The sequence below is a fragment of the Nostoc sp. genome (assembly GCF_036919615.1).
Taxonomy (GTDB): domain Bacteria; phylum Cyanobacteriota; class Cyanobacteriia; order Cyanobacteriales; family Nostocaceae; genus Nostoc.
Genome location: NZ_JBALCN010000057.1, coordinates 1 through 15,155 on the forward strand (window position 1 = coordinate 1; position 15,155 = coordinate 15,155).

Below are 15,155 nucleotides of genomic sequence, written 5' to 3' on the forward strand. Positions count from 1 at the left end.
AGCTAGCAATTAAAGATTTTAATGAAGCAATTAGACTAAATTCAAAGTACGCATATGCCTACATTGGTCGGGGAAATGCTTACTCCAGTCGGGGAAATACTAACAATAACAAGGATGATTATAAGCTAGCAATTAAAGATTTTAATGAAGCAATTAGACTAAATTCAAAGTACGCATATGCCTACATTGGTCGGGGAAATGCTTACTCCAGTCGGGGAGATGCTAACAATAATAAGGATGATTATGAGCTAGCAATTAAAGATTTTAATGAAGCAATTAGAATAAATTCAAAGTACGCATATGCCTACATTGGTCGGGGAAATGCTTACTCCAGTTGGGGAGATGCTAACAATAATAAGGATGATTATGAGCTAGCAATTAAAGATTTTAATGAAGCAATTAGACTAAATTCAAAGTACGCATATGCCTACATTGGTCGGGGAAATGCTTACTCCAGTCGGGGAAATACTAACAATAACAAGGATGATTATAAGCTAGCAATTAAAGATTTTAATGAAGCAATTAGAATAAATTCAAAGTACGCATATGCCTATAACGGTCGGGGAAATGCTTACTCTAGTCGGGGAAATGCTAACAATAACAAGGATGATTATGAACTAGCAATTAAAGATTATAATGAAGCAATTAGGCTAAATCCAAAGTACACATATGCCTACACCAATCGGGGATATGCTTACAAAAATAAAGGTCGTAAAGATAAAGCTGTAGAAGACTTCAAGAAAGTCCTGGAATTAAAAGATAATATTGAATTAAGCCGAGAAGCCGAACAGCAACTTCAAGAGTTGTCCCCGAAATAGCTCAAAACGTGTAATCAGAGTCTCAAACTTTTCTCGCTTCATTCATGTTCCCCATGCGATCGCCAGGAGAAAAAGCCATTATTGCGCAAGAAGGGTAAACAGCACTGGCGGTATGGTGTCGCCATCTGAAGCGTCTTAAACTATAGCAGTTCTTATCTCCAACGCCGATTTAGCCGCAGTAACCTTTTTATCCGCTCACAAAATCTTTTTACCAGAGGTCTAGGCTTTGATACAGCACTAGGTGAGCCTGATGTCCGTGCAGCGCCCGGATTTCTTAACTCTTGTTCTATTTGTGCAGCTTTATTTAAATCTGAAGCAGCTCTATATTCGTATCCGAGTTGTGAGCAAACTAGCCCACGATATTTATATGCGTCAATATAGTGAGGATTGAGACGAATTGCGTGGGTAAAATCTGCGATCGCATCCTCATATCTTCCTTCTGTAGCATTTTCTACTCCCCAAGTATAGAATGTTTCTGCATCCCAACGATTGACAGATATTTTTGTGGGATTTGTCGGCGAAGATGAAGATGAAGATGGATTTTCACTAGTGAGAGGCTCAGATGGACTTTCAGATTTGAGCTTGTTATAAGCTGCGTTGATTGATTTGATTTTTTCCTCAGCTTCCTGTTTTTGCTTTTGATCAAGAAAGCGATCAGGATGCCAAATTTTCACCAGTTGACGGTAAGCTCGCTTCACCTGTGCTGGCGACGCACCAGGTTCCAACTCAAGAATTTCATAAGCATGATTGAGATCAAGGTCATCGTGCATACTGAGAAATAGGCAACTATGTAAATCTATGTTAACTATTCCCCTAAATCTCCTTCAATTAAGTCAAACCCCCCATTCTGGTTATCACTGGGATGGTAGTAGTCGCCGCTTCTTTGAAGGCTGGTATTACCGCGTCACTTTGCCGGAAATTAGGCAAACATTCGCCTTTATGTACTCCATTGAAGACCCCATCGGCGGTAAACCCTATAGCGGCGGTGCAGCCCAAATCCTCGGCCCAGATGATGAGTATTTATGCCGTACTTTTCCTGATGTAAAGAAATTTTGGGGTAGTCGAGATGTCCTGGGTTTAGGTCATTGGGGTAAAACGGATTTGCAAGTTTCTCCTTTATACCTCCTGCCAGCAGAGTTTGAGTATCATGTTCAAGAGGGTTATCAAGCCACAGCCACCTTGAATCAGGGAATAATTCGCGATGGCTTCGCCAACGCCAAGGGCGAACGTGCCACCAATAATTATTGCCGTTGGCAGTATGAGATTCAACCAGTATACGGTTGGGGCAATCAAAATAGCATTCAGCAATCAACCGCAGGCTGGCTGTCATTCTTGCAGATTTTTGAACCCGGATGGCAAATTTTGATGGCTCACGGTTTAGCCAGTGGGAAGATTGACTGGAATGGCAAAATCTACGAATTCACCAACGCCCCAGCCTACGGCGAGAAAAATTGGGGTGGTGCTTTTCCCCAAAAATGGTTTTGGATAAATTGTGATTCCTTTGAGGGCGAACCCGACTTAGCATTAACTGCTGGCGGGGGACGGCGGGGTGTGCTGTGGTGGATGGAATCTGTAGCGATGATTGGGTTGCACTATCAAGGCAAGTTTTATGAATTCGTTCCCTGGAATTCCCAAGTAAACTGGGAAATTCAGCCTTGGGGCAGATGGCAAATGAGAGCTAGTAACTCTAATTACGAAATTGAATTGACAGGAACTACGCATTTACCTGGTACACCTCTACGTGCGCCCACAGCAGAAGGTTTAAGATACTGTTGCCGAGACACCATGCAAGGAAAGTTAAATTTAGAGTTACGAGAATTAAATGGCAGAAAATCTCAAATAATCCTGAAAGCAGAAAGTTTTCTTTGTGGTTTAGAAGTAGGCGGTGGGTCTTGGGATAATTGTTGGCAGTCTCGCTAAAAATACTGCTATGATTATATATGCTTCGTAATTGGGGTTGTAGCTCAGTTGGATAGAGCGGACGCCTCCTAAGCGTCAGGTCGTGCGTTCAAGTCGCACCAGTCCCGTAAGCAAAAAATCTCTAAGACCTTGACTAAAGAGGCAGGGGGCGGGGAGCTCTTAGCTGGGGAGAAAGATTCACCGAATCCACTGCCAACTGTCTTTTCAGAGCAACTAAATTTATTTATGCTCAAAAGATAAACATTTATTTCGAGCTGCAACACATTCCTAAATAATACGTCCAAGTTTTCAGAGCAACTAAATTTATTTATGGGGGTTCTTCCCCTGCTAAGAACCCCCTGCCCTTTTTCCTCTTCCTTGACTAATAGAAGGTCATAGGGATTTTATCGTAGTCGCTGGAAAACAGTAAAAGTATCCTATGTGTGAACCACAATCCCCGCTAAGGGCGCATAGCTAGCCATTGGTGTCAACTTAAGTGCAAACCCTTTTAAAACCTCGTTTCCAGTCAGAGGCTGGAAACAAACCTGATAGCGGTTCTGCCGCAAGTCTTGAGGCGGCAGCCCCCTATTATATCATGTCTGCTTGATTGCTTATTAAACTCCGAAGAACCCCACCCCCAACCCCTCCCCGCAGGCGGGGAGGGGAGCTAAAGCGTAGCTTTTGCGGGGTGGGGTTCTTTTATTATGGGTAATTTGGCGGACATGATATTACTCATTCCCAGTCAAAGACTCTTGACGAGACAATCGCTAAAAGCTGGTTCTAGACTGACTTTCACTTAAGCTGACAGCAATGACAGCTAGCTAGCTGTGCGCCCCGACAGTATGGTTTAATTACCTAAAAATTGCTGTAACAGAACTCTATATTCAAAAACACTCCAAAATTGTACCTAACAGTACCTTTTTTTGAATTAGATATTTTTATGATTGATAAGATAAACTTATTTTGTATCCGAAATTTTTGGAAGTATTACTTCTAGTAGTATTTCTGCTTATTTAAAATAAAATATCTGGATTGCCTTGTGCTAGATGAAACCTAGATATGAACAATTATCCGGAATACTGCTAATTTAGTTAGTATTTTAAGTGAGATGTACTTAAATTAAGGCAGAAATTTCTTAAAACCAATATATTTATTCAGTAGATTTTGTCATCCCTATTCCTGAGTGAACTCGATTAGTTATGCTCCTAGATTTAGAAAGATTTTATCAGGCTTGCAATCCAAGCAGACCTCTAATGATAGGAAATGCCAGCGATCGCAGGTACTATATCGATTTTGCTGCGGTGCGGGGTGGTAAAATCATTGAGGCTTTGCAGCGCACGATCGCTCGAATATCGCCGGATGCACCAACTTGTCAGCTATTTACAGGACATCTCGGCTGTGGAAAATCAACGGAGTTGTTGCGCCTCAAAGCCGAGTTAGAGGAGCAGCAATTTCATGTAGTTTACTTTGAGTCTACCCATGTCTTAGAAATGGCAGATGTGGATGTGACTGATATTTTGTTAGCGATCGCAGGGCAAGTGAGTGAAAGCCTAGAAGCGATGAAAATTAGGCTCAAACCTACCTACTTTACCAGGTTGTTTGGTGAACTTGTCGATTTCTTGCAAACGCCAATTGACCTTGGGGTAGAAGCAGAGTTGTCTGTGGGAATTGCCAAAATTACAGCTAAAACTAAAGAAAGTCCCCAATTGCGGCGGCGGTTAAGAGATTATTTAGAACCGCGAACAGCAAATATTTTACAGTCAATTAATCAAGAATTGCTAGAACGAGCCATCAAGGAACTGAAAACCAGGGGTAAAAAAGGACTGGTAGTGATTGTTGATAACCTAGATAGAGTCGCAATTCGACCTTTACCATCGGGGCGATCGCTGCCAGAATACTTATTTATTCAGCGCGGTGAACAGTTACGCAAACTGAATTGTCATGTAGTCTACACTATTCCCTTAGCCTTGACTTTCTCCAATGATAGTGCCGAACTTCAGCATCGTTTGGGAGGAGGAGTCGCGCCCAAAGTGTTACCGATGATACCTGTACGTCTGCGCTCTGGGGAGATTTTTCCTCAAGGGCTAACAATGTTGCGGCAAATGGTGCTAGCTAGAGCTTTTCCAGACATTTTGGCCAGCGATCGGTTAGGCTTAATTACAGAAGTGTTTGATAGTCTGGAAACCTTAGATCGGTTGTGCCTGATTAGTGGTGGTCATGTACGCGACTTGCTAGGGTTACTATTTGACTGTCTGCGAGAACAAGATCCACCTTTTGATCGGGAGTGTGTCGAACTGGTGATTCAAAGACAGCGGGATTACCGAACTAACGCTATCGATCCCCATGAGTGGGAATTAATTTTTCAGGTAGTGCAACAGCAGAGGGTCAGAGGTGATATAGAATACCACACCCTATTGCGAAGTTTATTTGTATTTGAATACCGCGATCATCAGGGAGCTTGGTTTGCCGTCAACCCAGTTCTAGCAGAGACAGAAAAATTTAAATCATGGTTGAACGACACCCACAAGCAGATATAACAGCAGCTAACGAGCGTGCTTTGCGGAGTTTGGGGAGAGCAATTGCCCTTTCTAACGGTCAATTCTCCCTGGTTTTGGTGTGCTGCAATTATCGAGTTTTGCAAGAGCAAATGCTGCAACAACTCGAAGAACTCTCTTCGGCAGTAGACCAAATTCAAAAGGTAGTTCTGCCCCATAATGCTAGAAGCCTTTACACAACTATTCATTTACAACTGGTAACTGAAGCTAATCCGCCATCAGCGTTGATGATCTTGGGTTTAGAGTCAGTAGATGGACTTGATGATCTACTTAGGTCTATCAATCATATTCGTGATGAATTTCGCAAACGCCACCCATTTCCGATGATTTTGTGGGTGAATGAGGAAGTATTGCAAAAAGTAGCGCGTTTAGCACCAGATTTCGCTAGTTGGGCAGCTACACCAATTCAGTTTGAAATGACAACTCAGTCATTGCTGCAATTTTTGCAACAGGAAACTGACTCTTTGTTTGCCACAGTGTTATCAACCGATGCTGCACAACACCAACCTCCTCAAGTTGCAAAGCATTATTCCACTGTGGAGCAAGTCTGGGAACATAGCTATGAACTTCACTTTGCCATTAGAGAATTGCACAATCGTGGTATTACCTTAGAGCCAGAATTACACGCTAGTTTAGAATTTGTTTTTGGTTTAGATAATTATATTAGCGATCGGATTAATACAGCTTTAAGCCATTTTCAACAAAGCTTGCAAGTTTGGCAAAAGTTGGTGGAGACAGGGGATGAGGGAGCAGGGGGAGCAGGGGGGGATGAAGAAGTATTTTCTTCCCTATCTCCTCCATCCCCGCCATCTCCCCTACTTCTGCGACAGGGAGTTTTACTGTTTTATATTGGGCTGTGTTATTGCCGTTTTGCAGAGCAAAATCAAACAGAAAACCGCCGCCATTGGTACACAGCTAAATCTTATTTTCAGCAGTGCTTGAATGTTTTGCAGGTGGCTGGGCGTTTAGATATAGTTGCTGGATTTATTAATCAACTGGCTGAGGTTTTGGAATATCTGCAAGAGTGGGAAGAATTGCAGACTGTTGCTCAAAAGTCTCTGGAGTTACATCAAACTTATGGTAGTCAAATCCAATTAGCTTGTGACTACGGTTTTCTGGCGCAAGTGGCTGTGCAGGAGTCGCGGTGGGTACAGGCGAGTATATTAGCACACGTATCACTGCTGAAATTAGCTGAGGCGCAAAAGCACAGCGACCCTTACAACTGCTTCTTTCCATTATTATTAGGGCAGATTTACTATTTAGTTTTAGCGAAAGCACAGCGAAATTTAGGTGAGCTAGAAGTAGCTCGTGAATACCTTGACAAGGCGACAAAAGAACTTTCGGCAGCCTTAGAAAGCAGCACCCATCAATACGATGCCCATCGTTATATTCGCCTATTGCGGAGACTGCGATCGCTGTACTTTGAAGAAGGGCGCTATTTGGAAGCCTATTACATTCGCCAGAAACGGCGTTCTGTTGAGCAGCAGTATGGTTTTCGGGCTTTTATCGGTGCAGGACGTTTACAACCGCAAAGACAGGCGACAAACCCAGCATTGATGTCATCTTCTGGGAGTAGCAGCGTTGCTTTAGAAATTGCTGCTTCTGGTCGGGAGCGTGATATTAATAACTTAATTGGCAGAATTAGCCGCGCCGATCAAAAGCTGACAGTAATTCATGGTCAGTCAGGGGTGGGTAAAAGTTCTACCGTGACTGCGGGCTTAGTTCCAGCATTGCAAAATCGAGCTATTGGCGATCAAATAGCTGTACCTGTAGTGCTACAAGTTTATACCGATTGGGTACGGGAATTAGAGAAATCTTTGAGTGAAGCGATGTCTAGTGACGCATCCCTTGCCATCTACGCTGATATTAAGCCAGAAGCAGCCATTGCACCGGAAGCTTTGCCCTACTCTGCCACACCTATTACCATCGTTAGAATTTTACAACAACTCCAAGAAAATGCTGATAACCATTTGATTACAGTTTTAATTTTTGACCAATTTGAAGAATTTTTCTTTGGTTATAGCGATCGCAATCAAAAGCAAGAATTTGATAAATTTATTAGTGACTGTCTCAAAATACCCTTTGTCAAAGTTATCCTTTCCTTGCGAGAAGATTATTTACATCGGTTATTAGACTTTAAACATCTTTCGGCACTGGAAGCGATTAACAACAATATTCTCGACAAGCATATTCGCTACCAGTTAAATAATTTTACGCCAGAATATGCGAAAGCAATTATCCAAAAGTTAACGGAGCGATCGCAATTTAATTTAGAACCTGCTTTAATTGATGCCTTAATCGAAGATTTATCAACAGAATTTGGAGAAGTCCGCCCCATTGAATTGCAAGTTGTGGGAGCGCAAATCCAAGATGAGCGCATTACTACATTAGAAGAATATCAGCCATATAGACCCAACAAACTAATTGAGCGATATATTAAGGAACTGATCAAAGACTGCGGGCCAGAAAATGAACGAGCCGCTTTACTTGTCTTATACTTATTAACAGATGAAAGTAATAACCGACCTTTTAAAACTCGTGCTGAGTTAGCAGCACAGCTAGCAGAGTTAGAAGATGCTGGCAAATTAGAGTTAGTATTAGACATTTTAGTGCGCTCTGGTTTAGTGGTACAATTTCCTGATGTACCAGAACGCTATCAACTGATTCACGATTATTTAGTAGACTTAATTCGCTACCTGCAACAACAAGAATCGAGCTTACAGGTACAACTAAATCAGTTGCGCTACAAAGTAGAACAAAGTCAAGCTGAGATTGAGCGACTTAAGAGCGAACTTAGCCAAAACAAGCAGCGATCAAAATTGGTAGATCCTCATCCCCAATCGGGATTGGACTTATTGACAGAATTGAGAGAATTACACAAACGGGAAGAATTGAGTCAGTTAGAAATTGAGCAATTGCGAGCCGAACTCAAAGAAAAAGAGTTAACAGCTAAACTTGTAGAAAGTCAAAAAAAACAAAGGCTCAGTGAAGCTCAATTAAATCATTCGTTGAAAATTGCCCTGACTGTTTCTGTTCTCGCCATATTAGGATTAAGTGTTTCCATAGTAACAGCAGTAGATAGCGAAATTAAAACCCTGAGTGTATCCAGTGAAGCCCTTTTTGCCTCGCAAAAAGGTATTGATGCTTTAAAAGAAGGTTTAAAAGCGGCGAGAAAATTACAACAAACAGTCTGGGTAGATTCCTATACAAGAGAGGAAGTACAGACGGCACTTTATCAAGCAGTTTCTGGGGTAAGAGAGTATAACCGCTTGGAAGGGCATATATCTGGGGTAAATAGTGTTACATATAGCCCCGATCGCTCTTTAATTGCCTCAGCCAGTGCGGATACTACAATCAAACTTTGGCGTCCTGATGGTAGCTTGGTCAAAACCTTGTTGGGGCATGAAGATGTAGTTAATAGCGTCAGTTTCAGCCCAGATGGTCAAATCATTGCTTCCGCCAGTCAAGACAAGACAGTGAAACTTTGGAGTCGAGAGGGTCAACTGCTTGCTACTCTATTAGGGCATCAGGGTGTAGTGAATAGTGTCAGTTTTAGCCCTGATGGTCAGATTATTGCCTCGGCGAGTACAGACAAGACAGTGAAACTGTGGAGTCGGGATAACAAGCTGCTCAAAACCTTGCAGGGACATGATGGTGCAGTCTTAAGTGTCGCTTGGTCGCCTGATGGTCAAACTATTGCTTCTGGGAGTGCTGACAAGACGGTGAAATTATGGAGTCGAGATGGCAAGCTGCTCAAAACCTTGCTCTTACATGATGATGCAGTTAAAAGTGTAGCTTGGTCACCCGATGGGAAAGCGATCGCTTCTGCTAGTTTAGACCAGACAATCAAACTGTGGAATCTGGAGGGGAAGCTACTGCGAACCTTATCGGGGCATAGTGGTGGAGTCACCAGCGTCAGTTTTAGCCGTGATGGTAAAACGATCGCTTCTGCAAGTACCGATGAGACAATCAAACTCTGGAGTTCTGAAGGTGTGTTGCTCGGAACCTTGAAGGGACATAATAATTGGGTTAACAGCGTCAGTTTCAGCCCAGACGGTCGCACCCTCGCTTCTGCTAGTCGGGACAAAACTATTAAACTCTGGCATTGGGACGATGTGTTACTGCGAAAGCCGAAAGCTGATAATGATGACTGGGTTACTAGCATCAGTTTTAGCCCAGATGATCGCACCTTGGCAGCAGCAAATCGAGACAAAACTATAAAACTTTTCAGTCGAGATGGGAAACTACTCCGTATATTTACAGGGCATCAAGGTCAAGTTTGGGGAGTTAGTTTCAGCCCCGATGGTAAAGCGATCGCTTCGGCTAGTAAAGATAAAACGGTGAAGCTTTGGAGTCAGGACGGTAAATTACTCAACACCTTACAGGGTCATCAGGATGCTGTCTTAGGTGTAGCTTGGTCGCCTGATGGTAAAGTAATTGCCTCGGCTAGTAAAGATAAAACAGTAAAGCTTTGGAGTCGCAACGGTAAACTGCTCAACACCTTGCAGGGACATCAAGATGCGGTGAATTGGGTAAGCTTTAGCCCAGATGGCAAGTTGCTAGCCTCAGCCAGTGATGACAAAACCGTGAAAATATGGAGTGTAGAGGGTAAATTGCTATACACCTTAACTGGTCATAGCCGCCGGGTAAACGGGGTTGCTTGGTCACCAGATAGTCAGGCGATCGCCTCAGTTAGTATTGATAGCACAGTGAAGATTTGGAGTCGGGATGGTGATTTGCTAAATACTCTCACAGGAGATGGTGATAGTTTTATCAGTGTGAGTTTTAGCCCCGATGGCAAGACTCTGGCAGCTAGCAGTGATGACAAAGTGAGGATTTGGAACCGAGAAGGGACATTGCTAATTGCTTTGAAAGGCGATCGGGATGAGTTAACCAGCGTCAGTTTCAGCCATGACGACAAAACTTTGGCTGCGGGTAGTGGTAATGGCACAGTAATTTTCCGAGATTTGGCAGATATCAAACTCGAAAATTTACTGGCACGGGGTTGCTATTTGCTACACGATTATTTGCAGACTAACCAGAAAGTGATGAACAGCGATCGGGCCTTGTGTTCTAGTAAGTGATGGAGAAGAATGATAAAAGGCGTTATATATATTAATTATCTATCCAAAAAATCCTAATTCATGCAAAAAATCGTATCCGATCCAAAAATAATTATGGGCAAACCTGTCATTTTAGGAACTCGTATTACAGTTGAGTTAATTCTTGAAAAACTTGCTGCGGGTGAAACATCTGAGCAAATACTCGAAGCGCATCTGCGACTTAGAGGATGTCTGAGAAGTATCAAATATTTGTTGATCTCCCCTAACCCCCCTTAAAAAAAGGGGAATAAGAGTCTCAAAGTCCCCCTTAAAAAGGGGGATTTAGGGGGATCTCCAAGGGTTAGGTGTATACAAAAAAACTTTTCAGATATCCTCTTAGCGATGAAGGAATTAAAGCAGCTTTGGCATTTGCGGCTCAAGCTTTGCGTTATGATGTGGTTTATCCAACAATTGAGAAAGCTTCTTGAAGTTTTTAGGAGACGAAAATTTAGATTGGCAAATCGTAATAATCACTTCTGTAGCCAGTAAGTATGACAATTAAACAAATTGAAAAACTTAAAACTCCTAAATTTATCCAACAAATCGAATCGACCCTAAAACCATTAGAGTTTTTGGATCGTTGTGCCAAAAATTATGGAGAACTTTTTTTTACTAATTCTTTTGGTAATTTAGAAACTTTAGTTGTTAGTCATCCCCAGGATCTTCAAGAGTTATTTAATCCCACAAATAAAATTCTTGATGCTCCAGGTGCTGCAAATGAAATCTTCAAACCTCAACTCGGAGAAAACTCATTAATTGTACAAGATGGAGAACGCCATCAGCGTCAGCGAAAGCTAATCATGCCTCCGTTTCATGGGGAACAGATGCTCAATTATGGGCAACAGATTTGTGAGATTACCCAACAAGTAGTACAACACCTCAAACCAGGTGAAACCTTTATTGCTCGTCATCTCAGTGAAGACATTACCATGACGATTATCTTAAAAGTAGTCTTTGGTATTGATCAGGGATTAAGATTTGAAAAACTGAAAAATTTAATGGCAACTTGGCTGGGTTTGACTAGTTCACCACTCAGTGCCAGTGTTTTATTACTTCCGTCTTTACAGAAGGATTTAGGTGCTTGGAGTCCTTGGGGAAGATATCTGCGTTTGCGACGACAGATTGATGAAAAACTGATGGTGGAAATATTAGAGCATCGCCAACAAGCGCAAACAAGTCGTGTTGATATTCTGAGTTTGCTAATAAAAGCAAAATATGAAAACGGAGAGAGCATGAGTGATGCCGAATTAAGAGATAACCTCTTAACTTTACTTAATGCTGGTCACGAAACCACTGCTACTGCAATCGCTTGGGCTTTGTACTGGATTCATCAACAACCAGAAGTCTATCAAAAAGTGTTGCATGAGTTACAAGGTTTAAATACTCCCGATCCGCTCCTCATTGCTCAACTTCCTTATCTGACAGCAGTTTGTCAAGAAACTTTGCGGATTTACCCTGTAGTTCTTTTCACTTTTCCTAGAATTACTCTACGCTCTGTGAATTTAAGGGGATATGACGTTGCTTCTGGAACATATGTGACACCTTGTATTTATTTAACTCATCGTCGAGAAGATTTATATCCCCAACCAGAGAAATTTCAACCAGAAAGGTTTATTAATCGGAAATACTCATCTTATGAATTTTGGCCCTTTGGAGGAGGTTCTCGTCAATGTCTAGGTCAAGTATTTGCTTTGTTTGAAATGAAATTAATTCTGGCGACGATTCTGTTAAATTATCAGTTGAAATTAGAGGAGAAAGCCCCTGTTACTCCAGCACGTCGAGGTTTTTTATTAGCCCCTAAAGGTGGAGTAAAAATGAGTCTTGTGGTGGATACTATTTAAACTACTTATGCGCTTTTCCGTATTTTCTCACGAATGATTCCGGATTGCTATAGGTGTGATTATTTGTCCTCTGGGACGTGCAGAAGTAGAGATTGAATGTATTGTTGATACAGGATTTGAAGGGTTCTTAACCTTGCCATCTACAGTAGTCACAGACCTGAAAGCGTAGCATTAGCACGAGGAACGAGCGTCACTCAAAGGGCTTGCCACAGGCTACTGCAGAGGCGCAGTGAAAAGTCGGAGCGGCGGTTTCCGCTGTTGGCGCAGCCCGCCGCAGGCATCTGTTAGCGCAGCGTTAGCAACGCAGGAGCGTCACTCTTTAAGACAGAGGAAACAGAGAGAAAAAATGCTTAACCCAAGCGTATTGGATAAGAAGCGAATATCTGTTTGTAATCTACAACCCCATCGAGTATAAAATTATCCGGTCATGCAGCTTATCGGGCAAAATATGCTTCAGCACAGATCCAATTTTGGCATCTTGTCCAACAAGATAGCGTGTCTTGGGTTGTTTTGCAGTGAGCGCATGGACAACAGTCTGAGCAACAATATCCGCAGAAATTCCCTTAGATGCGATAATCTGCATTTTCTTCCGGACAATATTTATCGCCTGACCGTAGAGATTTTGTGCCCATTCTGGTAAATCCTGCTGTGCTATTTCAGATTGACTTAGGGACTTTTCCCAGATTGGGGTAGCGATCGCACCAGGTTCGATAATGGAAACGGAGATTCCCCAAGGACGTAACTCCATTCGCATTACATCATTGAGTGCAACGAGCGCAAATTTTGACGTGTTGTAAGCTCCCAGGAACGGTGTTGGACTTCTACCAGCAATTGAACCCATATTGACAATTCGACCCCGACTTTGGCGTAAGAGACCAAGAAATGCTTGTGTCACTGCTAATTGTCCGGTGACATTCACCTGCATCTGGTGTTGAAATTCTGCGATCGGTAATAATTCTAAGGGGCCTGGGACAGCAATTCCGGCATTATTTACTAAACCTAAAATTCCTGCACCACCGGCTGCATTTGTGACCTTATCAACTGCAGATGCGATCGATTCGGCGTCAGTAACATCTAAAAAAATCGGAATGAGCCTTTGTGACCCTTTTTGTTTAAGTGTTTGAGCATCGATATCTTGACGCACGCCAGCAAAAACAGAGAAGCCCATCTTGTCTAAAAGTAAAGCACACGCCTGACCAATTCCTGTTGATGCTCCTGTAACCACTACTATAGGTTGATTTACTGCTATCATTAACTCTCTCCGTACTATGATGGAATTGCTATAATTAGGAATTAAAAATTACGAATTTAGTATCAATCTCTGCAAGTACCAGCGCGAAGGCAATCTTCGGTTTGGTCATCTCTAGCCGATATTTGCCACGAAAATTTGTGTGACTGAGTATTTGTGCTGTAAACGACTAGAGCAGTTATTCTGGAAAGCTGGTTTTCGACAATTGCCACGTCACTACTACAAGTATTACCTAGTTCAGCATTGTATAAATAAATAGGCAATGCCATCAGTCCGATGCAAATTGTCCGATTCATAAAACCTCAGCTAAAAATTTCCGATTGCGCTATGTATAGATGCCACCTTGATGAACCGGATTTTCAAAACTGAGTATTATATGTTGATGTTGTGTCAATTTACTCAGCGCTACTAGCCGCAGAGACGTGATTTCTAAATTATCGGTTCCACTCTATTTTTTAGGTTAAAAATTGCCTACAAGATGGCTTACTACTAACTTATGCAGATGCAACCCCAAAAAACAGGACAAAAAACCCACAGCACCCAAAAACATATCTTGATAGCTGCATTCCCCGGATAAAATAATGAAGGTGCTGAGTTAAAAGTGCTGAGTCACCGAAATAGACGATGACCGACAAAGACTCATCATACAAGCCCATAAATAAATGATGCTGTTGGTCAATTAACTTTAGGTCTGACCCTTCACCATTATACTTGGGGTTTTGGAGGAAATATTTGCTTGAATTTTCTCCCCCTGCTTCCCCTACCCTTGGTGTAACCCCCGATTAATTCGCCAACAACATCATAAATTTAGGGGATTGTAAATGCATGAATTTTGAATTTTGAATTCGGAGCGAAGCGACGTGACGCCTTCACAAGACGTAGATACTGTAAACGTTCCCGACATCGACCCAGAAGGATATAGCAACTCAGACACTGATCCTCTTGATGAGTTGCCAGGTGAAGTCGAAATGTCCCTTTTCGACCACCTAGAAGAGTTGCGACAGCGGATTTTCTATTCGCTGATTGCCGTAGCGGTGGGTGTTATTGGCTGTTTCTTTGCCGTTAAACCAATTGTCCAGCTACTTGAGGTTCCAGCACAAGGAGTAAAATTTCTCCAACTTGCACCCGGAGAATATTTCTTTGTCTCCCTCAAAGTTGCAGCCTATACTGGTTTCGTACTTACTAGTCCTTTCATTCTTTACCAGATTATCCAGTTTGTGCTTCCAGGACTGACTCGCCGCGAACGCCGTTTACTGGGGCCTGTGGTTTTGGGTTCGAGTGTGCTATTTGCGGCGGGATTAGTATTTGCCTATTTACTCCTTATCCCCGCAGCTTTGAAATTTTTCATTAGCTACGGAGCAGATGTAGTCGAACAACTTTGGTCAATTGATAAATATTTTGAATTTGTGCTGCTACTTTTATTCAGCACTGGTTTAGCATTTCAAATTCCGATCATCCAACTGTTGCTCGGTAATTTGAATATTGTCTCGTCTGAAAGGATGATTTCTGGTTGGCGTTACGTGATTATGGGAGCAGTGATTTTAGGAGCCGTTCTTACACCTTCTACTGACCCCTTGACTCAAAGTCTCTTAGCGGGAGCAGTTTTAGGGCTTTACTTCGGTGGTGTTGGACTGGTGAAGCTTACAGGTAAATGACGATCGCATTACTTCAATTCCAAATTCCAAAAAATC

10 protein-coding genes and 1 tRNA gene are annotated in these 15,155 nt (G+C 42.3%); 8 read left to right on the forward strand and 3 right to left on the reverse strand.

What is annotated here, in order from left to right; translation table 11 throughout:
• Positions 1 to 818 (forward strand): tetratricopeptide repeat protein (locus V7K48_RS17095; protein ID WP_335074444.1); only part of this gene is annotated, 818 nt, incomplete at its 5' end.
• A 152-nt stretch (positions 819 to 970) separates the two neighbouring features.
• On the opposite strand, the gene V7K48_RS17100 is transcribed toward V7K48_RS17095, so the two are convergent.
• Positions 971 to 1,588 carry a J domain-containing protein gene (locus V7K48_RS17100; RefSeq protein WP_335074446.1) on the reverse strand — a complete coding sequence of 206 codons (618 nt, stop codon included), beginning with the start codon at positions 1,586 to 1,588 and terminating at the stop codon, positions 971 to 973.
• Positions 1,589 to 1,616: 28 nt separating this feature from the next.
• Between V7K48_RS17100 and V7K48_RS17105 the strand changes: the two genes are divergently transcribed.
• The 6 genes from V7K48_RS17105 (at position 1,617) to V7K48_RS17130 (ending at position 12,215) form a co-directional block, all read left to right on the forward strand.
• Positions 1,617 to 2,738: a tocopherol cyclase family protein gene (locus V7K48_RS17105; protein WP_335074448.1), complete on the forward strand. Its 1,122-nt coding sequence runs from the start codon at positions 1,617 to 1,619 to the stop codon at positions 2,736 to 2,738.
• Positions 2,739 to 2,771: 33 nt separating this feature from the next.
• Positions 2,772 to 2,845, forward strand: a tRNA-Arg gene (locus V7K48_RS17110).
• A gap of 1,071 nt (positions 2,846 to 3,916) precedes the next feature.
• The gene (locus V7K48_RS17115; protein WP_335074450.1) at positions 3,917 to 5,254 is read left to right on the forward strand and encodes a P-loop NTPase fold protein; all 1,338 of its coding nucleotides are present in this window, start codon (positions 3,917 to 3,919) and stop codon (positions 5,252 to 5,254) included.
• Positions 5,224 to 10,356: an nSTAND1 domain-containing NTPase gene (locus tag V7K48_RS17120; protein ID WP_335074452.1), complete on the forward strand. Its 5,133-nt coding sequence runs from the start codon at positions 5,224 to 5,226 to the stop codon at positions 10,354 to 10,356. Before V7K48_RS17115 ends, V7K48_RS17120 begins: the two co-directional genes overlap by 31 nt.
• 60 nt (positions 10,357 to 10,416) lie before the next feature.
• The gene (locus V7K48_RS17125; RefSeq protein ID WP_335074454.1) at positions 10,417 to 10,611 is read left to right on the forward strand and encodes a DUF433 domain-containing protein; all 195 of its coding nucleotides are present in this window, start codon (positions 10,417 to 10,419) and stop codon (positions 10,609 to 10,611) included.
• A gap of 254 nt (positions 10,612 to 10,865) precedes the next feature.
• Positions 10,866 to 12,215 carry a cytochrome P450 gene (locus V7K48_RS17130; RefSeq protein ID WP_335074456.1) on the forward strand — a complete coding sequence of 450 codons (1,350 nt, stop codon included), beginning with the start codon at positions 10,866 to 10,868 and terminating at the stop codon, positions 12,213 to 12,215.
• 394 nt (positions 12,216 to 12,609) lie between these two features.
• On the opposite strand, the gene V7K48_RS17135 is transcribed toward V7K48_RS17130, so the two are convergent.
• A complete protein-coding gene (locus V7K48_RS17135; RefSeq protein WP_335074458.1) occupies positions 12,610 to 13,467 on the reverse strand; it encodes an SDR family NAD(P)-dependent oxidoreductase in 858 nt (285 codons plus the stop codon).
• A 62-nt stretch (positions 13,468 to 13,529) separates the two neighbouring features.
• Positions 13,530 to 13,760, reverse strand: coding sequence for a hypothetical protein (locus V7K48_RS17140; protein WP_335074460.1), 231 nt, complete (start codon positions 13,758 to 13,760; stop codon positions 13,530 to 13,532).
• Positions 13,761 to 14,324: 564 nt separating this feature from the next.
• Between V7K48_RS17140 and tatC the strand changes: the two genes are divergently transcribed.
• On the forward strand, positions 14,325 to 15,119 hold the full coding sequence (gene tatC / locus V7K48_RS17145; RefSeq protein WP_335074462.1) for a twin-arginine translocase subunit TatC: 795 nt from the start codon (positions 14,325 to 14,327) through the stop codon (positions 15,117 to 15,119).
• Positions 15,120 to 15,155 lie beyond the last annotated feature (36 nt).

Bases quoted from the DNA above. Each gene is read 5' to 3' on its own strand.
- V7K48_RS17100 (WP_335074446.1), bottom strand. From the start codon at position 1,588: ATGCACGATGACCTTGATCTCAATCATGCTTATGAAATTCTTGAGTTG.
- V7K48_RS17105 (WP_335074448.1), top strand. From the start codon at position 1,617: ATGTTAACTATTCCCCTAAATCTCCTTCAATTAAGTCAAACCCCCCAT.
- V7K48_RS17115 (WP_335074450.1), top strand. From the start codon at position 3,917: ATGCTCCTAGATTTAGAAAGATTTTATCAGGCTTGCAATCCAAGCAGA.
- V7K48_RS17120 (WP_335074452.1), top strand. From the start codon at position 5,224: ATGGTTGAACGACACCCACAAGCAGATATAACAGCAGCTAACGAGCGT.
- V7K48_RS17125 (WP_335074454.1), top strand. From the start codon at position 10,417: ATGCAAAAAATCGTATCCGATCCAAAAATAATTATGGGCAAACCTGTC.
- V7K48_RS17130 (WP_335074456.1), top strand. From the start codon at position 10,866: ATGACAATTAAACAAATTGAAAAACTTAAAACTCCTAAATTTATCCAA.
- V7K48_RS17135 (WP_335074458.1), bottom strand. From the start codon at position 13,467: ATGATAGCAGTAAATCAACCTATAGTAGTGGTTACAGGAGCATCAACA.
- V7K48_RS17140 (WP_335074460.1), bottom strand. From the start codon at position 13,760: ATGAATCGGACAATTTGCATCGGACTGATGGCATTGCCTATTTATTTA.